The 20,736-nt window shown below is 61.9% G+C and carries 15 protein-coding genes and 4 pseudogenes; all 19 read left to right on the forward strand.

Features of this window, described 5'->3' with window-relative positions:
- Positions 1–10: 10 nt before the first annotated feature.
- The 19 genes and pseudogenes from JN403_RS15875 (at position 11) to phnK (ending at position 20,717) form a co-directional block, all read left to right on the forward strand.
- Positions 11–571, forward strand: coding sequence for a hypothetical protein (locus JN403_RS15875; RefSeq protein ID WP_240356603.1), 561 nt, complete (start codon positions 11–13; stop codon positions 569–571).
- Between the two features lie 76 nt (positions 572–647).
- Positions 648–1,937 carry a hypothetical protein gene (locus JN403_RS15880; protein ID WP_205483131.1) on the forward strand — a complete coding sequence of 430 codons (1,290 nt, stop codon included), beginning with the start codon at positions 648–650 and terminating at the stop codon, positions 1,935–1,937.
- Positions 1,938–2,371: 434 nt separating this feature from the next.
- Positions 2,372–3,223 (forward strand): MurR/RpiR family transcriptional regulator, encoded by an 852-nt coding sequence (locus tag JN403_RS15885; RefSeq protein ID WP_205483132.1) that lies wholly within the window; start codon positions 2,372–2,374, stop codon positions 3,221–3,223.
- Positions 3,224–3,401: 178 nt separating this feature from the next.
- Entirely contained in the window at positions 3,402–3,956 is a 555-nt protein-coding gene (gene ddpX / locus JN403_RS15890; RefSeq protein ID WP_240356604.1) for a D-alanyl-D-alanine dipeptidase, read from the forward strand.
- 263 nt (positions 3,957–4,219) lie between these two features.
- The gene (locus JN403_RS15895) at positions 4,220–5,743 is read left to right on the forward strand and encodes an ABC transporter substrate-binding protein (RefSeq protein ID WP_205483133.1); all 1,524 of its coding nucleotides are present in this window, start codon (positions 4,220–4,222) and stop codon (positions 5,741–5,743) included.
- A gap of 123 nt (positions 5,744–5,866) precedes the next feature.
- The gene (locus JN403_RS15900) at positions 5,867–6,883 is read left to right on the forward strand and encodes an ABC transporter permease (protein ID WP_205483134.1); all 1,017 of its coding nucleotides are present in this window, start codon (positions 5,867–5,869) and stop codon (positions 6,881–6,883) included.
- Between the two features lies 1 nt (position 6,884).
- Positions 6,885–7,783: pseudogene (gene ddpC, locus JN403_RS15905) on the forward strand (D,D-dipeptide ABC transporter permease).
- 2 nt (positions 7,784–7,785) lie between these two features.
- Positions 7,786–8,820, forward strand: coding sequence for an ABC transporter ATP-binding protein (locus JN403_RS15910; protein ID WP_205483136.1), 1,035 nt, complete (start codon positions 7,786–7,788; stop codon positions 8,818–8,820).
- A pseudogene (locus JN403_RS15915) lies at positions 8,817–9,799 on the forward strand (oligopeptide/dipeptide ABC transporter ATP-binding protein). The gene JN403_RS15910 and the pseudogene JN403_RS15915 overlap by 4 nt, the downstream one beginning before the upstream one ends.
- Positions 9,800–10,635: 836 nt before the next feature.
- Positions 10,636–12,527, forward strand: a pseudogene (locus tag JN403_RS15920) (methyl-accepting chemotaxis protein).
- Between the two features lie 719 nt (positions 12,528–13,246).
- Positions 13,247–14,080, forward strand: a complete 834-nt coding sequence (gene phnC, locus JN403_RS15925; RefSeq protein ID WP_122535790.1) for a phosphonate ABC transporter ATP-binding protein — start codon at positions 13,247–13,249, stop codon at positions 14,078–14,080.
- Between the two features lie 73 nt (positions 14,081–14,153).
- Positions 14,154–15,158, forward strand: coding sequence for a phosphonate ABC transporter substrate-binding protein (phnD, locus tag JN403_RS15930; protein ID WP_205483138.1), 1,005 nt, complete (start codon positions 14,154–14,156; stop codon positions 15,156–15,158).
- A 57-nt stretch (positions 15,159–15,215) separates the two neighbouring features.
- Positions 15,216–16,022, forward strand: coding sequence for a phosphonate ABC transporter, permease protein PhnE (gene phnE, locus JN403_RS15935; protein ID WP_205483139.1), 807 nt, complete (start codon positions 15,216–15,218; stop codon positions 16,020–16,022).
- 37 nt (positions 16,023–16,059) lie between these two features.
- Complete coding sequence (gene phnF, locus JN403_RS15940; RefSeq protein WP_205483140.1) at positions 16,060–16,779, forward strand: phosphonate metabolism transcriptional regulator PhnF; 720 nt, start codon at positions 16,060–16,062, stop codon at positions 16,777–16,779.
- Positions 16,780–16,793: 14 nt separating this feature from the next.
- Positions 16,794–17,276, forward strand: a complete 483-nt coding sequence (phnG, locus tag JN403_RS15945) for a phosphonate C-P lyase system protein PhnG (protein WP_205483141.1) — start codon at positions 16,794–16,796, stop codon at positions 17,274–17,276.
- Positions 17,277–17,302: 26 nt separating this feature from the next.
- Positions 17,303–17,934: pseudogene (phnH, locus tag JN403_RS15950) on the forward strand (phosphonate C-P lyase system protein PhnH).
- Positions 17,934–19,007, forward strand: coding sequence for a carbon-phosphorus lyase complex subunit PhnI (locus JN403_RS15955; RefSeq protein ID WP_205483142.1), 1,074 nt, complete (start codon positions 17,934–17,936; stop codon positions 19,005–19,007). Before phnH ends, JN403_RS15955 begins: the two are co-directional and overlap by 1 nt.
- The gene (locus JN403_RS15960; protein WP_205483144.1) at positions 19,004–19,915 is read left to right on the forward strand and encodes an alpha-D-ribose 1-methylphosphonate 5-phosphate C-P-lyase PhnJ; all 912 of its coding nucleotides are present in this window, start codon (positions 19,004–19,006) and stop codon (positions 19,913–19,915) included. Before JN403_RS15955 ends, JN403_RS15960 begins: the two co-directional genes overlap by 4 nt.
- Positions 19,887–20,717 carry a phosphonate C-P lyase system protein PhnK gene (phnK, locus tag JN403_RS15965; RefSeq protein WP_074887616.1) on the forward strand — a complete coding sequence of 277 codons (831 nt, stop codon included), beginning with the start codon at positions 19,887–19,889 and terminating at the stop codon, positions 20,715–20,717. The genes JN403_RS15960 and phnK overlap by 29 nt, the downstream gene beginning before the upstream one ends.
- Positions 20,718–20,736: the final 19 nt, after the last annotated feature.

Consider the following 20,736-nt stretch of genomic DNA (forward strand, 5'->3'; position numbering starts at 1 on the left):
TAGGCAGGGAGTGGGCGTTACAGAGGGCGTGGTGGCGAGATACACCTCGGATGGTCTACTCGATTCAGGTTTTGGCGTTGACGGTGAGCAAATAATCAAGCTCAGAACGGCAGGTAATTCCGTTAAGAGAGTCACGGTATCAAAGGCCGGCGAAGTCACGATGTTGGTTTCGGTGCAGGACCCACCAGGTGCCGTCAAGTTTGCGGTGGCAAAACTGGACAGGAGTGGGAATCCAGACGAGCTTTTCAATGGCGGCAAAGCGCTTTTATTGAATGAGATGGGCGGCGCTTCAAATGTGTTCGTTTCCATGGAAGTGGGCACGGACGGACGAATCATCGTGGCCGGGGAAGATGCCATAACTAAGAAGCATGCTCGCCTGACGCGGATTATGCCTAACGGAGCCCTGGACACCGAATTTGGTAATACCGGATCCAGAACCTATGACGAGCTGTGGGCATTTCTCAGGCTGGCGATTCAAAACGGCACGGACATACTCGCGATTGCGCATGACGCTGATTCCAATTTTCCATCCGAGCAGTTGCTCGTAAGGTTCTTCGGCGATGCAGGGTAGAGGGATGTGCGTCTAGCTCTTTTTAGACAGCGTTGCGTTTGAGTCCTGAGTTCAAACTTATCAAGGAAAGATCATTGTGAATTATCAAGATAAAAGCAATCCCCTGGCGCCTCGGGCCGCCGGAGCACTGGATCCAGACTTCGGTTTTACTGGCTCAGTCCCGTTGGCAGTATTTCCCGAACCTAATCTGGAGGCCAATCAACGATTCTACGTGGTGGGTCATGGGAGTTTGACCAACGAGCGTGAAAGCTGGATATCCCGCTACGACGCCAACGGTTCGCTCGATACCTCGTTCAATGGCGGCAGGCTGAACATACCGTCATTGCTGGTTCAAGCCGGCGAGTACGCATTCATCGTCATTGATGCCATGATCTTTGACGCTGACGGGTCAATAACCTGTGTGGGCGACGCCATGGCTAACGCCTACGACGGTTACTATTGTTCGTCTGCGGCACTGCGACTCACTTCAACCGGGGAATTGGACACAACCTTTGGAAGTACCGGTAATGGCACCGCTATTTTCGGGAATCGCGAGTTCTTTGAATTTACTGACCCCTCCAATGAAATAAACCCGCGCTTCGCTTCCTTTCGACGCAGTCAGAAAACGGGAGGCGGTACCCTGTTCCTGTCGAGAATTCCAAGCGAACGCAATCGACCCGCTTCGCTATCGGCGAGCTATCTTGTGAAAATAACACCGGACGGATCACCCGATACCGGGTTTCACGACAACGGCTTCCTTGAGGTGGAGCCGGCCACTGTCGGGACCAACTGGAGTGACTACGGAGTTGATGACAAGGGACGACTCACTGCCATCGGCGAGACTATGTCTGGCGGTCAACTTCACGGTATGGCGGTCAGGTTCACGCCCGATGGCACACTTGACCCGACCTTTGGCTCCGGTGGAAGAGTCATGATCAATGACCAAGGCGTGCAGCATAAGGTACTGCAACTTGATGTCTCGGCTGACGGTAAAAGTACGGTGCTCGTCACCTTTCCTGAGCAAGGTGACACCCAGTTGGCACTGATGAGACTGGCCGAAGATGGCACCGCCGACAGCACGTTCAATAATGGGACTGCATGCGTAGTGGATTCCATGGCTGGCGCACGGTGGGCGACCCTGCAAGTTGACAGTCAGGGGCGTTCGTACGTTGCCAAATCCGGTAATGGTGGCGAGCTACGGCCACGTCTGTACAGGGTGGCGCTAGATGGCTCTATGGACACTGATTTCGGTTCAAACGGCTCTGTCGAGTATTCGGATATCAAGACGTTGAGGCTGTACGCCATTCAAAAGCGCACTGATCTGCTGGCCGCAATTCTCGAATCTGATGCGCCGAATGAGTCATTTGCCCGGATTCTCGGATCATGAGTGCAGCGACTCATTTGCAACGCCCTCGATGTTCACGCGGGTCCGACAGGGCAACCGCTGCCACGTGAGGAGCGTAGAACGAGGAGTTGCTCACGGAGCTTTGCCGCGAATCAGCGAAATATTCGCCATTCGCGGCTTCCGTCGTAGCGCACCGGGCGTCATGTTTGAATATCGCGCGCATCGATGCCTCTTCTGCCACGCACCGGCTCCCTCCCCACTAGCGTCCCTCTATCAATAAATTTTGCCCAAAAAAGTCGCGTTTTTGTCCACGTCCGCACCACCCTGAATCACCAATATCCCCCGCCTGAAATCTCTTGAAAAAAGCGTTGTAAGGCCGCGAAGCACGATGTTATGTTGCTAACATCCTGTTGCAAAATGACCGTCGGATAACATTATTTCGGTCCACGCAACCCGGCTCCACCAGCGGAATCTCCATGGAAAAGCGTCCCTTCCTTGATGCACTGGAACAGCGGTTCAGCGACCTGACCCCGACCGGCAAGCGCATCGCCGGGTACCTGCTGGCCAATCCGCAGAAGCTGCCGTTCGAGACCGCTGACAGCATCGCCCAGCAGACCGGTACCACCGGCATTTCGGTGGGGCGGTTTCTGCGCTCCCTTGGCTATCGCAACATCGACGACGTCAAACAGAGCCTGCGCGGTGACAGCGCCAGTCCGTGGGTGATCACTGATCGGCTCGGCGCTTTTCGCGAAGAAAACACCCAGGGCGATGCACTGGAACGTTCGATGAACCGCGAGCTGGAAGCCATCCAGCGGGTCTACGCGCTGGCCCGTAGCGAAACCTTCGCCCATATCGTTGAGCGGCTGCACAGCGCCGATGCGGTGTTCATCGTCGGCATCCAGACCACTCGCGGCATCCTCAACGCGTTTTTCAGTCATCTGGAGTACATCCGGCCCAAGGTGTACTACGTCGACGGCTTGTCCGGCACCTACGCCGAATCGCTGAATTCCCAATTTGAAAATCCCTACGCCGTGGTCGCCGACTTCCGCACCTATTCCGCCGTCACGCGGACCTTCTGCGAAGTCGCCCATCAGCAAAACGTAGGGCTGGCATTTATCACCGACTTTCACTGCCCATGGGCGCGGGATTACCCGAGCGATCTGCTGCAGCTCAATTCCGACGTGGGGCAGTTCTGGGATTCCCTGGCGCCGCTGACCTGCCTGTTCAATTTGATGGTGTCGGCGGTGGCCGACCGTTATGGCGACCGCCTCGACCAGAGGCTGGCGAAGAACCGCGAGCTGCAACAACTGTTTGGCCAGTTTGAATAAACCGGATTGCCCGGTTGAAGCCGGTTTCACAAGGGCAACAGCTTCCCGGCTAAAGCCGGTCCTACGGGAGTAAGCGGGGCCTGCTGAATGACTTGCGCCATTAGTAGGACCGGCTTCAGCCGGGAAGCTTCATCCCCAACACATGATGAATGAACACGCTGATCTGGAGTGTCGTTACGTGAATAGCCCCCTCGTCGAAGTCGACGCCCACGCGCTGCAGGTCGAGGTCGACTTGATCTACGCCGGCGTCGACAACCTCGCCGGCAAGCAGATTTACCAGGATCCGCGCTGCCTGCTGCACCGCGACGCCGAGCGTTGTCTGCGCAAAGCCAGTCGTCTGGCGCGCCAGGCAGGATTCAGGCTGAAAATATTCGACGCCTATCGTCCGGCTTACGCGCAGTACCTGCTCTGGCAAGCGCTGCCCAACCCCGAATACGTGCGCGATCCCGGCCTGGGTTCCCATCACACCCGGGGCGTGGCGGTGGACCTGACCCTGATCGACGCCAGCGGCCAGGCGCTGGACATGGGCACCGGTTTCGATGACATGCGCGAGCAGTCCCATCAGTTCTTCGCTGACCTGCCCGCCGACATACAGCGCAATCGCTTGCTGTTGCTGGGGATCATGCTGGCGGCAGGCTTCACCTACATCGACAGCGAGTGGTGGCATTACGAACTGCCGGACGCCGACAACTACCCGCTGATCGACGACGGCTCAATCCAGCCCGCCACCTGAACACGCGAGACGCAAGACGCAAGACGCAAGACGCAAGACGCAAGACAAGACAGGACACACGAACAACCGACCGGGACAACCACGAATCCCGGCTGAATCTGGCGCCACCCGATCTCGCAAGGGCAGGGTGCGCCATTTCGCAGGCCTGACGCCTGTGAGCTTGAACTGCCCGGTATAGCTTCAATAACAAACCTGACGAACTTTCACACATCGAACGATCAAGGAACCGGCATGAAATCAATCGTTACCCCCGCACGCTGGCGATGGCAGTCCTCTGCACTGCGATGGGCCTCGGCGCCTGGCAATCGGCCAGCGCAGCCGTGGCCCAGGACACCCTGATGATCGGCAAACCGTCCGACCCGCAGACCCTCGACCCGGCCGTGACCATCGACAACAACGACTGGACCGTGACCTACCCGGCGTACCAGCGGCTGGTCACCTACAAGGTCGAAAACGGCAAGGGCAGCACCGAAGTCGCGGGGGAGCTGGCCAGCAGCTGGACCACCTCGGCAGACAACCTGACCTGGGAATTCAAGCTCAAGCCCGGCAACAAGTTCGATGATGGCGCCGAGGTCAATGCCGAGGCGGTGAAGTTCTCCTTTGATCGGGTGATGAAGCTCAAGCAGGGTCCGTCCGGTGCGTTCCCCGAAGACATGGCCGTCTCGGTGGTCGACCCGCTGACCGTGCGCTTCACCCTCAAAGCGCCGTACGCGCCTTTCCTCTCGACCCTGGCCCACAACGGTGCGGCGATCATCAATCCGGATGTGGCGAAGAAGGCGGAAGGCGCTGACGCGTATCTGTCCACTCACACCGCAGGTTCCGGGGCGTTCAAGCTGGTCAACTGGCAGAAAGGCCAGGCCCTGACCATGGAGCAGAACAGCTACTACGCCGGCCCCAGGCCGACCCTGAAAAAGGTCGTGGTGAAGATCATCGGCGAGGCCTCCGTGCGCCGTCTGCAGCTGGAACACGGTGATCTGGACATCATCGAAGACATGCCCGAAGACCAGCTCGAAGCGCTGGCGAAAAAATCCGGCATCGTTGTCGGCGATTACCCGTCGCTGCGAGTGACGCTGCTGTACCTCAACACCCAGAAAGCGCCGATGAACAACCCGGATGCGCGGCGGGCCATCGTCGAATCCCTGGATTACGACGGCATCATCAACGGCATCCTGAAAGGCAAGGCCAAGCCGCTCAATGGCCCGATCCCCCAGGGCATGTGGGCCTATGACGAGAAGCTGCCGGCGTTCAAGCAGGACATGGACAAAGCCAAAGCCGATCTGGCGAAAGTGTCGCCGAAGGTCAGCAACCTGACGTTCATGTACTCGGACAAAGACCCGAACTGGGAGCCGATTGGTCTGACCCTGCAAGCCGGTCTGCAACCGCTGGGCGTGAACCTCAAGCTGGAGAAACTCGCCAACGCCAGCATGCGTGAGCGCCTGGGCAGCGGTGACTTCGACATCGCCATTGGCTCGTGGAGCCCGGACTTCGCCGACCCCTACATGTTCATGAACTTCTTCTTCGACTCGAAGCTGAAAGGCCTGGCCGGTAACCGTTCGTTCTACGACAACCCGGCGGTGGACAAACTGATTCGCGAATCAGCGACCACCAACGACATGGCCAAGCGCACCGAGCTGTACCAGCAGGCGCAGAAGATCGTGCTCAACGACAGCGTCTACGCCTACCTCTACCAGAAGGCCTACACCTTGCCGATGAGCGAGAAGGTCAAGGGCTACGTGTTCAACCCGATGCTGGAACAGGTGTTCAACGTCGGCACGATCACCAAGTAACCCTTTTATCCCGTTAATCGCTGTGATTTACAGGGCTCCGCAAGGGAGGCGGGGTCCTGTGGAGCAGCGCTGTGTCCGCGAGCTGTTTCGCGTTATTGACCGACTGCGTGACCGAGGTGCCCCATGGCCTTCCTGAATATGCTGCGCAAACGCCTGGGCGGCCTGCTGCTGGTGGTGTTCGGCGTTTCCCTGATTACCTTTTCCATCTCGCACCTGATTCCGGGCGACCCCGCGCGACTGATCGCCGGGGACCGCGCCACCGACGCCATCGTCGACAACATCCGCCACCAGTTGGGGCTGGATCTGCCGCTGTATCAACAATACGGCCGCTACATGCTCGACCTGCTGCACGGCGACCTCGGTACGTCGATTCGCACCCATCGTCCGGTGCTCGAAGACTTGCAGGCGTTCTTCCCGGCAACGCTGGAGCTGGCGCTGGCGGCGCTGACGTTGTCGATTCTGGTGGGTGTGCCGTTGGGCGTGCTCTCGGCGGTGTACCACAACCGCTTCATCGACCAGGTCGCGCGAACCCTCGCGGTGACCGGGATTTCGACCCCGGCGTTCTGGCTCGGGCTGGGCCTGATCCTGCTGTTTTACGGCCACCTGAACTGGCTGCCCGGCAGCGGGCGCCTGGATGAAGGCCTGGACCCGCCCCGCACCGTCACCGGTTTTTACCTGATCGACTCGCTGCTGGCAGGCGACACCGGGCTGTTCTTCAACGCCGTGCAGCACTTGATTCTGCCGGCCATTACCCTGGGCTTCGTCAACCTCGGCGTCGTCGCGCGGCAGATCCGCTCGGCGATGCTCGACCAGCTTGGCGAAGATTACATCCGTACCGCTCGCGCCTATGGCCTGTCGAAATGGGCAGTGATTCTGCGCCACGCCTTGCCCAATGCGCTGATTCCCTCGGTGACGGTACTGGGCCTGACCCTGGGCGATCTGCTCTACGGCGCGGTGCTCACGGAAACCGTGTTCGCCTGGCCCGGCATGGGTGCCTATGTGGTCAAGTCAATCCAGTCGCTGGATTTCCCGGCGGTCATGGGCTTCGCGATCATGGTTTCCTTCATTTACGTGCTGCTGAACATGGCGATCGATCTGCTGTACCGCCTGATCGATCCGCGCATTGGCGAGGTCAACTGACATGACGACTCCAATCACCGCGCCCGCTGTGGCGCCACTGCCGGCCGCCTCGCGCTGGCAGGACAAATGGGCGTATCTGGCTCATCAGATTCGCCGCAGTCCGCTGACCATGGCCGGGCTGCTGATCACTGTGATGGTGCTGTTGGTGATGGCCTTTGCGCCTTGGCTTGCGTCCCATGATCCCAACGCGCTGAACCTCACTCAGCGCCTGGCCGCGCCGTCGGCCGCCCATTGGTTCGGCACCGACGAAGTGGGCCGCGACCTGTTCAGCCGCGTGTTGTACGGCAGCCGGCAATCCGTCGGCGTCGGTCTGTTCGTGGCCTTTGCCTCGTGCTTTGCCGGCGGCTTGTTGGGCTGCATGTCCGGGATCATCGGCGGGCGTTTCGACGGGCTGATCATGCGCCTGATGGACATCATGCTGTCGGTGCCGTCGCTGGTGCTGATCATGGCCCTGGCTGCGGCGCTGGGCCCGAGCCTGTTCAACGCCATGCTGGCGATCACGCTGGTGCGGATTCCGTTTTACGTGCGCCTGGCCCGTGGGCAGGCCCTGAGCATCCGCCAGATGGGTTACGTCAAGGCGGCCGAAACCTTCGGCGCCGGGCGCTGGCACATGGTCATCTGGCACGTGGCGCGCAATGCCATGCCGCCGTTACTGGTGCAGCTGAGCCTGGACATCGGCAGCGCCATCCTCATGGCCTCGGCCCTGGGCTTCATTGGACTGGGCGCGCAACAGCCAACGGCAGAGTGGGGCGCCATGGTCGCGACCGGGCGCAACTACATCCTCGATCAATGGTGGTACTCGACCTTTCCCGGCGTGGCGATTCTGATCACCGCCACCGGTTTCAACCTTTGGGCGACGGCGTGCGGGACTTGCTCGACCCACGGCAGCAGGGGAAATGACCATGCAGGCATCTGTTCAACAACCCCTTGCGGCGCAGGCCCCGGTGCTGGTCATCGACGACCTGCGCATCGAATTCCCGGCCTACAAGAGCACGGTCAAGGCGCTCAATGGCGTGTCGCTGCACGTAAATCCCGGCGAGATCGTCGGGGTCATCGGTGAGTCCGGTTCGGGCAAGTCGGTCACCGCGATGCTCAGCCTGCGCCTGCTGCCGGAGCGCTCCTACGAAGTGAAGAGTGGCAGCCTGAGTATTCTCGGCCGCGACATGCTCACCGCCAAGGAGAAGGACCTGTTGAGTGTGCGTGGCCGCGACGCCGCCATGATCTTTCAGGAGCCCATGACCGCGCTCAATCCGACCCGCCGCATCGGTCGGCAGATGCTCGACGTGATCATCCATCACCAGCGCCTGAGCAAGGCCGACGCCAGGGCCAAAGCCATCGCGTTGCTGCGGGACATGCACATCGCCGACCCCGAGCAGGTGATGAACAGTTACCCTTTCGAACTTTCCGGCGGCATGCGTCAGCGGGTGATGATCGCTCTGGCGTTCTCCTGCGACCCGCAGTTGCTGATCGCCGACGAACCGACCACCGCGCTGGACGTCACCGTACAGCGGCAAGTGCTGTTGCTGCTGCGGGAAAAGGCCCGTGCGCGGGGCACGGCGATTTTGCTGATCACCCATGACATGGCGCTGGTGTCGCAGTTCTGCGATCGGGTTTACGTGATGTACACCGGTGCGGTGGTGGAGCAGGGCGTCACCGCGCAGGTGATGGCCGACCCGCGACACCCGTACACCCAGGGTTTGCTCAGCGGGTTGCCGGAGCAGGTCGAGCCGGGCCAGGACCTGATGACCATTCCGGGTCAGGTGCCCAATCTTTCCGCGCTGCCGGAAGGCTGTACCTTTCTTGATCGCTGCGCCTATGCCACCGCCCAATGCCTGCAGCGCCCGCCGATGCAGATCATCGATGCCGCCGCAGACCGCAAAAGCGCCTGCTGGTTGAGCGCGCCGTTACACATCACCGCACAGGAGTCGCGGCCATGATCCGTTCAGCCCTGCAGACATTGCCCGGCCAAAACCCGACCATCCTCGGCCTGCAAGACGTGCGCGTGCATTACCCGATGGGCAAGGACTGGCTCGGTCGCCCGAAAGCCCTGGCCCATGCCTTGAACGGTATTGATCTGCACGTCCGCGCCGGCGAAACCCTCGGCGTGGTCGGTGAATCCGGCTGCGGCAAAAGTACCCTGGCGCAGTTGTTGATGGGCTTGATCAAGCCGACCTCGGGCCGGCTTGACTGGGTCTACAACAGCGACAAGGAACGCAGCAGCAACGTGCAGATCGTGTTTCAGGACCCGCAGTCGTCCCTCGATCCGAGGCTGCCGGTGTGGAAAATCATCACCGAGCCGTTGTTCGTGCAGCGTTCGGCGCCGCGTCACGAAATGCGTGGCATCGCGGAGAAGGTGGCGGCCCAAGTGGGTATTCGTACGGAATACCTTGATCGGTTTCCCCATCAGTTTTCCGGCGGGCAGCGTCAGCGGATCGCGATCGCCCGGGCGTTGTCGTCCAACCCGGACATCATCGTGCTCGATGAGCCGACGTCAGCGCTGGATATTTCGGTGCAGGCGCAGATCCTCAACTTGTTGGCGGAGCTGCAGCGCAGCCGGGACCTGACGTACATTTTGATTTCCCACAATGTGTCGGTGGTGCGGCACATGGCCGACCGGGTGGCAGTGATGTACCTGGGGCAGATTGTGGAGTTGGGTACCGCGGCGGAGGTGTTGGAGCGACCGCGCCATCCGTATACGCAGCTGTTGCTGGAGGCGGTGCCGCGTCTGGGGGTGGCGGTGGACGACGCTCAGGTGTCGGCGCCGACCGAGCTGCCGGGCAATCGGACGTTGCCGACGGGGTGTTTTTTCCGGGATCGTTGTCCGAAGGCAACCTCGGGTTGCGAGAGGCCGCAGGCGTTGTTGCCGGCGAGGGGGCGGTGGCGGGGGAGCGGGTGCGGTGTCATCTGGAGTCGTGATGATGCGTGCTGCGCAGGGAGATCAAGGGCATCTGCCTGGGGGCAGACTGTTTCGCCTTCGGCGAGTTACTTGGAAAAGTCGAAAGTCGCACCATCCCCAAGTAACCAAAGGTGCTTGCTCCTGGTTGGGCCCCTCCTGCGTCGGGGTTCCTTCACTCCGGTCTCGCTCCGTGGGCCCGCGCCGAACGGACATCCATGTCCTGACGGCGCTCTCGCCGCGTCCCTGCGGCTCGGCCCACTCCGCGAGACCTGCGTTCAGCCTGCACCCAAGTCGCGATTGGCGTCGTCCGGACGTCTTGCGTATGAAGATCAAGATCAAAAGCAAATCAAAAGCTTCCCGGCTGAAGCCGGTCCCACTGACGGCTGTGCGGGATTTTACTGGCTGAATGCGCTGCTTTTAGTGGGACCGGCTTTAGCCGGGAAGAGGCCGGTGTGGGCTATGGGGTTGTCTCGAGCTGACACCCGGACGCTTGATCGTTCCCACGCTCTGCGTGGGAATACATCCCCTGACGCTCCGCGTCATATGGCTGCGCGAACACGTCGGCAATTCATCGCGCCCATATTCGACGTTTGTTAGTTAAGCCGTATATAAACAACGGTCTTTATTGGATCCACTACTTGAACTAACGTCCCGCAATTGCATTGAAGTTCAACTATTTCTCTTCCCGAAGAACAGCGCTCAACTTTCATCACCACCCAGCCCTAAATTCCGTGCCGTTGCAGCCGAAACATCTTTCAGGCCGTGCCTTCTCTTTCCTGCTGCACCGGTGCAAAGCGCAGCGGACCTATCGGCATCGCACTCTTGTCGCTGTCATCTCTGTTATGGACACACGCATATGATCAAACGTCTGGGTTTCAGCAGAAAAATCCTGCTGGCTGCTGCACTCATCGTGGTAGTTGCTTTCTCGTGTTTCATTCTGGTGAACGACTATCGCCAGCGCCAAACCTTGAAAAACAGTGTCGCCTCCGAACTTCAACAGTTGGGCAGTCTGACCACGCAGAACATTCAAACCTGGCTCGACAGCCGCACGCAGTTGCTCAACTCCATGGCTCAGCAGATCGCTGTGGACGGCCCATCGGCAAGCAGCCTGGAGCGCGTGATCGGTTTGCCGGTTTACCCGGACAACTTCCAGCTCAGTTATTTCGGCAGCATGGACGGCGTGATGTTTTCCGTGCCGACGGGCAACCGCCCGGCCGACTATGACCCGCGGGCCCGTGGCTGGTACAAGGCGGCGGATGCGGCGCAGGGCATTATCGTGACCGAGCCCTACATCGCCGCGTCGTCGGGCAAGCTGGTGGTGACGCTGGCCACACCGGTGCGCCAGCAGGGGCAAATGATCGGCGTCGCGGGCGCGGACATTTCCCTGGACGCGATCAGCAAGACCATCAACTCGCTGAACTTCGGCGGCCATGGTTATGCGTACATCGTCAGCGCCGACGGCAAGATTCTGATTCACCCGGACAGCAAGCTGATCCTCAAGAACGTCAGCGAGGCCTATCCGAACGGTGCGCCGACCATCGCGCCGGGCGTTGCGGAAATCGAGTCCGGCGGCAAGGCGCAGATCATCTCGTTCACCAAGGTGGAAGGCCTGTCATCGGCGAACTGGTACGTGGCGCTGGTCCTCGACCGCGACGCGGCCTATTCGATGCTCAGCGAATTCCGCTCTTCGGCGATTCTCGCCATGGTCATTGCGGTGGCGATCATCATGCTGCTGCTGGGGCTGTTGATCCGCGTGCTGATGCAGCCGTTGCACCAGATGGGCCGGGCGATGCAGGACATGGCTGACGGGGAAGGCGACCTCACCAAGCGTCTGGTGATTGTGTCCCAGGATGAATTCGGCGCGTTGGCGCAGTCGTTCAACCGTTTTGTGGAGCGTATTCACGGCTCGATCCGCGAAGTGGCGTCGACCGCCGGGCAACTGGGTGAAGTCGCGGCCCGTGTGGTCGGGGCCTCAAACTCGTCGATGGGCAATTCCGATCAGCAGACCAGCCGTACCTGCAGCGTGGCCGCCGCGATCAACCAGCTCGGCGCTGCCGCCCAGGAAATCGCCCAGAACGCCGCGCTGGCGTCGCAGCATTCCAGCGAAGCCACGCAGTTGGCCAGTGAAGGTCAGGGCGTTGTCAGCCAAACCATCAAGGCGATGAACCAGCTGTCCGAGAAGATCAGCGAGTCGTGCGCCAATATCGAAACGCTGAACAACAAGACCGCCAACATCGGTCAGATTCTGGAAGTGATCACCGGCATTTCCCAGCAGACCAACTTGCTCGCGCTCAACGCCGCCATTGAAGCGGCGCGGGCGGGGAAGCGGGGCGCGGCTTTGCGGTGGTGGCGGACGAGGTGAGGAATCTGGCGCACCGCACCCAGGATTCGGCGCAGCAGGTGCAGGGCATGATCGAGGAGTTGCAGGTCGGCGCCCGTGATGCGGTGATCAACATGACCGAGAGTCAGCGCCAGAGCGAGAACAGTGTGACCATCGCCAATCAGGCCGGCGAACGCCTCAACAGCGTGACCCGCCGGATCAGTGAGATCGACGGGATGAACCAGTCGGTGGCGACCGCGACCGAGGAGCAGACGGCGGTGGTGGAGTCGATCAATGTCGACATTACGGAGATCAATACGCTGAATCAGGAAGGGGTCGATAACCTGAAATCGACGCTTGATGCCTGTGCTCATCTGGAGCACCAGACGGCGCGGCTGCAGCATTTGGTGGGGACGTTCAGGATCTAGATCAAGAGCGTCTGCCTGGGGGCAGACCGTTTCGCCTTCGGCGACTTACTTTTGAAAAGCACCAAAAGTAAGCAAAAGTGCCTGCTCCTGGTTGGGCCCTTCCTTCGTCAGGGGTCCTTCACTCCGGTCTCGCTCCGTGGGCCCGCCGCCATCCGCCATCCATGGCGGGGGCGGCTCTCGCGGCATCCATGCCGCTCGGCCCACTGCGCGAGGCCTGCGTTCAGCCTGCACCCAAGTCGCGATTGGCGGTGACTGAGCCTTTTGTGTACGAAGATCAAAAGCAGATCAAAGCACGCATAGTAGGACCGGCTTCAGCCGGGACGAGGCCCGTCTGTACACCCTCAATCCTGCGGCGCACCACCCGACGCTTTCCCGGCTAAAGCCAGTCCCCCTCACTGCATCGGGTTGTGCCAACGGACCAACGGCACGAATTATTTATTTCAGCCCTGCCAGAACCCTCCCCATTCGGCCTTCAACATCCGCGCAACTTGTCTATCCCCCACGGCTGCTAAACCGCCCTTCGACGTCCTGATGTCCACAAACCCCCGAAAAATCCCGCATCAAACCGTCTCCGAAGTGAAACGCCGCCGTCATCGTCGATTCATGGAACTGCCACAGGCTGCCCCTAATGTCACTCGCACCGAACGCGGCCATGGAGGGTCGTGCGGCTGATCATTCACCCCCGGCAGGACGCTGGAATCACAAGACCAGAGAAGCCCATGACCGCAGCCATCCACGTCGACCGCCTGAACAAGACATTCGCCCGCAAGACCGCTTTGGTTGACCTTGCATTGTCTATACAACACGGGGAAATGGTGGCGCTGATCGGCGCTTCCGGTTCCGGCAAATCCACCCTGTTGCGCCATCTGGCCGGGCTGGCCTGCTGCGATCGCAGCAACGGCGGCAGTGTTCAGGTGCTGGGCCGTGAAGTGCAGGCTTCGGGCCGGCTCAACGGCAAAGTGCGCCGACTGCGCGCCGACATCGGCTACATCTTTCAGCAATTCAATCTGGTCAATCGCCTCAGCGTGCTCGACAACGTCCTGCTCGGTTGCCTCGGTCGCATGCCGCGCTGGCGTGGCAGTCTCGGGCTGTTCAATGCCGAGGAAAAAGCCCGCGCCATGGCCAACCTCGACCGTGTTGGCCTCGCCGATCTGGCGCCGCAACGGGCCTCGACCCTGTCCGGCGGCCAGCAGCAGCGGGTGGCTATCGCTCGCGCGCTGACCCAGCAGGCCGAGGTCATTCTGGCCGACGAGCCCATTGCCTCACTCGACCCCGAGTCAGCGCGCAAGGTCATGGAAATCCTCGCCGACATCAACCGCCGGGACGGCAAGACCGTCGTCGTCACCCTGCATCAGGTGGATTACGCCGTGCGCTATTGCCCGCGTGCCGTGGCACTGAAGGGCGGGCGCATTCACTTCGACGGCAACGGCAGCGAGCTCAACGGCCAGTTCCTCAATGACCTGTACGGCGCCGACGCTGACACCAGCCTGATGTTCGACGGCACGGCACGGGACAGCGAACGACCGTCGCGACTGATGATGGCCCGCGCCTGATTCAGCTGCAGCACTGACAAACCCCATAAACCAGGCAACACCCCAACAACCAACCCAGCTCCGGGAGTTCCCCATGTTGAACCGTATCGGGCGCGTCTTCGCGTCTGCCGCTGTCGTCGCCGGTTGCCTGATGGGCACTGCGCAGGCCGATGACAACGTCATCAACTTCGGCATCATGTCCACCGAGTCGTCGCAGAACCTGAAAAGCGTGTGGCAGCCGTTCCTCGACGACATGTCGAAAAAGACCGGCCTGAAAGTCAACGCCACCTTCGCCTCCGACTATGCCGGCCTGATTCAGGGCATGCGTTTCAACAAGGTCGACGTGGCCTGGCTGGGCAACAAGGCGGCCATGGAAGCGGTGGACCGTTCCGGCGGCGAGATCTTCGCCCAGACCGCTGCCGCCAACGGTGCACCCGGCTACTGGAGCGTGATCATTGCGCGCAAGGACAGCCCGATCAATTCGGTCGAGGACATGCTCAAGCACGCCAAGGAACTGACCTTCGGCAACGGCGACCCGAACTCCACTTCGGGCTACCTGGTGCCGGGCTACTACGTGTTCGCCCAGAACCACGTCGACGCCGCCACCGCCTTCAAACGCACGCTGAACTCCAGCCATGAAGTCAACGCCCTCAGCGTGGCCAAAGGTCAATTGGACGTCGCGACCTTCAACACCGAGAGCTGGGACCGTCTGGAAGTCACCCAGCCAGACAAGGCGGCGATGCTCAAGGTGATCTGGAAATCGCCACTGATCCCGGCCGACCCGATGGTCTGGCGCAAGGGCCTGTCCGACGCGGACAAGAACAAAATCCGCAATTTCTTCGCCAATTACGGCGACACCGACGAAGAAAAGGCCGTGCTGAAGAACATGCAGATGGGCAAGTTTCTCAAGTCCTCGGACGACCAGCTGCTGACCATTCGCCAGCTCGACCTGTTCAAGCAGAAGACCGAAACCACGGCCAGCACCACCCTCAGCGCCGAGGAGAAGGCCACCCGCCTGAAAGACATCGACGCCGGGCTGACCAAGCTGCAGGACCGCATCTCCGAGCTGGAAAAACAAGGCACCGCCAAGGCGGGTTGATGCACGGGGCGCGCTGCAGCTCGAGGGCCCAGCGCGCCAGTCATGACGCTTCACCCGATGGCAACTGGATTCTTTATGACCACTCACGCTGCTTACATCCAGGCCGCTGGCAAGCGCAGCTGGCCGCAATACCTGGGCTGGGGCCTGTTCCTGGCGATGATGGCCTGGGCCTGGCACGGCGCGGAAATGAACCCGCTGGCGCTGTACCGCGACTCCGGCAACATGGCGACTTTCGCCGCCGACTTTTTCCCGCCCGATTTCCACGAATGGCGCGCGTACCTCAAGGAAATGATCGTCACGGTGCAGATCGCCCTCTGGGGCACCCTGCTGGCGATCGTCTGCTCGGTGCCGCTGGGCATCCTTTGCGCCGACAACATCACGCCGTGGTGGATTCATCAACCGCTGCGCCGGGTCATGGATGCCTTCCGCTCGATCAACGAAATGGTCTTCGCCATGCTCTTCGTGGTGGCGGTCGGCCTCGGCCCATTCGCCGGCGTGCTGGCGTTGTGGATCAGCACCACCGGCGTGCTCGCCAAGCTGTTTGCCGAAGCGGTGGAAGCGATCGATCCCGGCCCCGTTGAAGGCGTTCGAGCCACCGGCGCCAGCGCCTTGCAGGAAGTGATCTTCGGGGTCATTCCGCAGGTGATGCCGCTGTGGATTTCCTACGCGCTGTACCGCTTCGAATCCAACGTGCGCTCGGCCACGGTGGTGGGAATGGTCGGTGCCGGCGGGATTGGCGTCATCCTCTGGGAAAACATCCGCGCCTTCCAGTTCACCCAGACCTGTTCGGTGCTGCTGGTGATCATCGTGGTGGTGAGCGTCATCGACATCTTCTCCCAGCGCCTGCGCAAGCAGTTCATCTAATGACCACGACAGGAGAGGGTGCGAACCCTTTTTAGCCATGCAGTTGTCTAGACAATCCGAAGCCCTGCACCGAGAACCGATGTACCTCGAACTGGCGCAGACCCTGCGCAGTGAACTCGACCGCTACACCGCCGGTGAATACCTGCCGGCTGAAATCCAGCTCGCCGCACGCTTCGAGGTCAACCGGCATACGGTTCGCCGGGCCATCGACGAGCTGGTCCGCGAAGGCAGCCTGCTGCGCCGCCAGGGCAAAGGCACCCAGGTGCTGGGGCGTCCGCTGGTGTACCCGGTTGCCGCCGGCAGTGCCTACAGCGAATCCCTTGCCGCGCTCGGCCACGGCGTCGAAGCGGTGCTGCTGCAACGCCGGCATTGCACGGCGACGGCAGAGGAGGCCGGGCATCTGGGCCTCGAACCCCACGCGCCGCTGATCGAACTGCAAACCCTGCGCCGCCTCGACGGCCAGCCGGTCTGCCTGATTCGTCACCGCTACTGCGCCACCCGCGCGTCGTTGATCGCCGACTACGTCAGCGGGTCGGTGCGCCAGTTCCTCACCGAACGGCAATTGCCGTTGACTCGCACCTTCAGCCTGATCGGCGCGCGCCTGCCCAGTCGCGAAGAAGCCAGTGTGCTGCTGATGCCGCGTCATCTGCCGGCGCTGACGGTGCTCACCCTTTCCCATGATGCGCACGGAAACCCGGTGGAGATTGCCCATTCCACCAGCCGCTCCGACCGCTTCCAGTATCAGATCGTCACCTGACGGAGATGCCCTCGATGACTGCGACACCCGTTCCCTCCACCGCGCCCGACGCTTCAGCCCCCGAACTGTCCGCCCGTCAGCACTGGATCGGCGTGCTCTCGCGCAGCCGCCGCGATGAATTGCTCGCCCATGAAGCCGCATTGCGTGACGCCGAATACCAACTGATCCGCGCGCCGGAAATCGGCATGGCCCTGGTGCGGGGCCGCATGGGCGGCAGCGGTGCGCCGTTCAACGTCGGCGAGATGACCGTGACCCGTTGCGTGGTGCGCCTGGCCGACGGCCGCACCGGCTTCAGCTACCTGGCCGGGCGTGACAAGGCCCACGCCGAACTCGCCGCCCTGGCCGACGCCCATTTGCAGGGTGCTCAACAGGCGCACTGGATCACAGAACTGATTGACCCGCTGGCCCGCGCGCAAGACCTGCGCCGGGCCCAACAACAAGCCGAAACCGCGGCGACCAAAGTGGACTTCTTCACCCTGGTCAGAGGAGAAAACTAATGAGCACCTTTCTCGCAACTGAATCCTTGCCCGCGTCCTTGCTGCAGCCGGCATTCAACGATCCGGTGCTGGATGCCCAGCGCAGTTTTCGCGCCGCCCTCAAGGCGCTGGCCGGCCCCGGTGTCGCGCAAAGCCTGCTCGCCGCGCAAACCCCGCCGCACCTCGAAGGCCTCGCCGCGGCCAGCCACGCCCTGTGCCTGGCCTTGCTGGACATCGACACGCCGCTGTGGCTTGCGCCCACGTTCGACACCCAGGCCATTCGTGCCAACCTGACCTTCCATTGTGGTTGCCCGATCGTCAGCGACCGGCAGAACGCCCGCTTCGCGCTGCTCGACGACAGCCAGTTGCACGACCTCAGCGGTTTCGACCTGGGCAATGATCGCTACCCCGATCAGTCCTGCACGCTGCTGGTCCAGTTGCCGAGTCTGCAGGGCGGCACGCAACTGGCCTGGCGCGGGCCGGGCATCGAACGCCAAAACCACGTCAGCCTGCCGCTGCAGGAAGCGTTCTGGCAGGAGCGCGAATCGCGCAATGACTTCCCCGCGGGATCGACGTGTTCTTCGTCGCTGGCAGCGAATTGCTCGGTTTGCCGCGCAGTACTCAAGTGCTGTTCAAGTCCCAGCCTTCGAGTCTTCAACCCTCAAGAGGAGCGGCCTGATGTACGTTGCCGTCAAAGGTGGCGAACAGGCCATCGACAACGCCCACAAACTGCTGGCGAAACAGCGCCGGGGCGACCCCTCGGTTGCCGAGCTGGGCGTGGAACAGATCCGTCAGCAATTGCCCCTGGCCGTCGCCCGGGTGATGACCGAAGGCTCGCTGTACGACGCCGAACTGGCGGCGCTGGCGATCAAGCAGTCGGCCGGCGATCTGGTGGAAGCGATCTTCCTGCTGCGCGCCTACCGCACCACGCTGACGCGCTTCAGCGCCAGCTTGCCGATCGACACCTCCAACATGCAGCTCAACCGGCGTCTGTCGGCCACGTTCAAGGATGTGCCCGGCGGGCAACTGTTGGGACCGACCTTCGATTACACCCACCGCTTGCTGGACTTCACCTTGCTGGCGGAAGGCGAATTCCCTGGCCCTGAAAGTCAGGCCGACGCGGCGGTCCAGGACTGTCCGCGGGTGCTGGGATTGCTGGCGAAAGAAGGCCTGATCAAGGAAGAACAGGACACCGGCGCACCGGTCGCTGATATCACCCGCGAGCCACTGGAGTACCCGGCCAGCCGCGCCGAACGCCTGCAGGCGCTGGCCCGGGGCGATGAAGGCTTTCTCTTGGCGCTGGGCTATTCGACCCAGCGGGGCTACGGCCGGAATCACCCGTTCGCCGGGGAGATTCGCGTGGGTGAAGTGGAGGTGTGGATCGAGCCGGAAGAGCTGGGCTTCCCGATCGCCATTGGCGCCATCGAGGTGACCGAGTGCGAGATGGTCAACCAGTTCGTCGGTTCCGCCACCGAGCTGCCGCAGTTCACGCGCGGCTATGGCCTGGCCTTCGGGCACGCCGAACGCAAAGCCATGGGCATGGCGCTGGTGGACCGCTCGCTGCGCGCCGGTGAGTACAGCGAGGAAATCGTCTCGCCGGCCCAGCAGGAAGAATTCGTCCTGGCCCACTGCGACAACGTCGAAGCCGCCGGTTTCGTCTCGCACCTGAAACTGCCGCACTACGTGGACTTCCAGGCCGAACTGGAACTGATCCGCACACTGCGCACGCCCTCCAAGGAGCAGGCTCAATGAACGCCGCCACGCAGCCACGTCCGCAACCACAGACGCCGCGAGACGAGGCCTACAACTTCGCGTACCTGGATGAACAGACCAAACGCATGATCCGTCGCGGCCTGCTCAAGGCCGTGGCCATTCCCGGTTATCAAGTGCCCTTCGGTGGCCGTGAAATGCCGCTGCCCTATGGCTGGGGCACCGGCGGCATGCAACTGACCGCCGCGATCCTCGGTGCCGAAGACGTGCTCAAGGTCATCGATCAGGGCGCCGACGACACCACCAACGCCGTGTCGATCCGCCGCTTTTTCGCCCGCACCGCCGGCGTCGCCACCACTGAGCGCACCCCCGAAGCGACGATCATCCAGACCCGTCACCGCATCCCGGAAACGCCGCTGCACGCCGACCAGATCATGGTCTATCAGGTGCCGATTCCGGAGCCGTTGCGCTTCATCGAACCGTCGGAAACCGAGACCCGCACCATGCACGCCCTGAATGATTACGGCGTCATGCACGTCAAGCTTTACGAGGACATCGCCACCTTCGGCCACATCGCCACGGCCTACGCCTACCCGGTGACCGTCGACGAGCGCTACGTCATGGACCCGTCGCCGATCCCCAAATTCGACAACCCGAAACTGGACATGAGCCCGGCGCTGATGCTGTTCGGCGCCGGTCGCGAGAAGCGTCTTTACGCCGTGCCGCCGTTCACCCGCGTCACCAGCCTGGACTTTGAGGACCACCCCTTCGAAGTGCAGAAGTGGGAACACAACTGCGCCATCTGCGGCAGCCAGGATTCGTTCCTCGACGAGCTGATCCTCGACGATCAGGGCACCCAGAGCTTCGTCTGCTCGGACACCGACTACTGCGCGCAACGGGTCAGCCAGGGAGGGCCGCGCTATGAACGCTGCTCAACAGATCGACCGTGATGCCGTCAGCGACCGCACCCAGCCACTGCTGAAAGTGCGCGGACTGACCAAGTTGTACGGTCCGGAGAAAGGCTGCCAGGACGTCAGTTTCGAGCTGTACCCCGGCGAGGTGCTGGGCATCGTCGGCGAATCCGGCTCCGGCAAGTCGACGCTGCTGTCGCTGCTCAGCGGCCGTTGCCCGCCCGACCGGGGCGTCATCGATTACCGCCTCGCCGACACCCATAAAAATGCCGGCCAATGGCTGGACCTGTACAGCGCCAGCGAGGCCGAACGGCGCACCTTGCTGCGCACCGAATGGGGCTTCGTCGAGCAGAACCCTCGGGACGGCCTGCGCATGGCGGTGTCGGCCGGTGCCAATATCGGCGAGCGGCTGATGGCCCAGGGCGTGCGCAATTATCAGGCGCTGCGGGCGGCGGGGCTGGACTGGCTCAACCAGGTCGAGATCGACCCGGCGCGCATCGACGACTTGCCACGGACCTTTTCCGGCGGCATGCAGCAGCGCCTGCAAATCGCCCGAAATCTGGTGTCCGGCCCACGGCTGGTGTTCATGGACGAGCCCACCGGCGGCCTCGACGTGTCGGTGCAGGCGCGTTTGCTGGACCTGATGCGCGGGCTGGTGCGCGAGCTGGACCTGGCGGTGGTCATCGTCACCCACGACCTGGCCGTGGCCCGTTTGCTCGCCGATCGGCTGATGGTCATGCGCCGTTCCCACGTGGTGGAAACCGGCCTGACCGATCAGATCCTCGACGACCCGCAACATCCGTATTCGCAGCTGCTGGTGTCTTCGGTGCTGCAGCCATGATCCGACTTTCGGGATGCCT

This window comes from Pseudomonas sp. 15A4 (assembly GCF_016925575.1).
In the GTDB taxonomy this organism is placed as follows: Bacteria; Pseudomonadota; Gammaproteobacteria; order Pseudomonadales; family Pseudomonadaceae; genus Aquipseudomonas.

What these genes read in the sequence shown, in the direction of transcription:
- JN403_RS15885 (WP_205483132.1), top strand. Translation starts at nt 2,372, where the DNA reads ATGGAAAAGCGTCCCTTCCTTGATGCACTGGAACAGCGGTTCAGCGAC.
- JN403_RS15895 (WP_205483133.1), top strand. Translation starts at nt 4,220, where the DNA reads ATGGCAGTCCTCTGCACTGCGATGGGCCTCGGCGCCTGGCAATCGGCC.
- JN403_RS15900 (WP_205483134.1), top strand. Translation starts at nt 5,867, where the DNA reads ATGGCCTTCCTGAATATGCTGCGCAAACGCCTGGGCGGCCTGCTGCTG.
- JN403_RS15910 (WP_205483136.1), top strand. Translation starts at nt 7,786, where the DNA reads ATGCAGGCATCTGTTCAACAACCCCTTGCGGCGCAGGCCCCGGTGCTG.
- phnC (WP_122535790.1), top strand. Translation starts at nt 13,247, where the DNA reads ATGACCGCAGCCATCCACGTCGACCGCCTGAACAAGACATTCGCCCGC.
- phnD (WP_205483138.1), top strand. Translation starts at nt 14,154, where the DNA reads ATGTTGAACCGTATCGGGCGCGTCTTCGCGTCTGCCGCTGTCGTCGCC.
- phnE (WP_205483139.1), top strand. Translation starts at nt 15,216, where the DNA reads ATGGCAACTGGATTCTTTATGACCACTCACGCTGCTTACATCCAGGCC.
- phnF (WP_205483140.1), top strand. Translation starts at nt 16,060, where the DNA reads ATGCAGTTGTCTAGACAATCCGAAGCCCTGCACCGAGAACCGATGTAC.
- phnG (WP_205483141.1), top strand. Translation starts at nt 16,794, where the DNA reads ATGACTGCGACACCCGTTCCCTCCACCGCGCCCGACGCTTCAGCCCCC.
- JN403_RS15955 (WP_205483142.1), top strand. Translation starts at nt 17,934, where the DNA reads ATGTACGTTGCCGTCAAAGGTGGCGAACAGGCCATCGACAACGCCCAC.
- JN403_RS15960 (WP_205483144.1), top strand. Translation starts at nt 19,004, where the DNA reads ATGAACGCCGCCACGCAGCCACGTCCGCAACCACAGACGCCGCGAGAC.
- phnK (WP_074887616.1), top strand. Translation starts at nt 19,887, where the DNA reads ATGAACGCTGCTCAACAGATCGACCGTGATGCCGTCAGCGACCGCACC.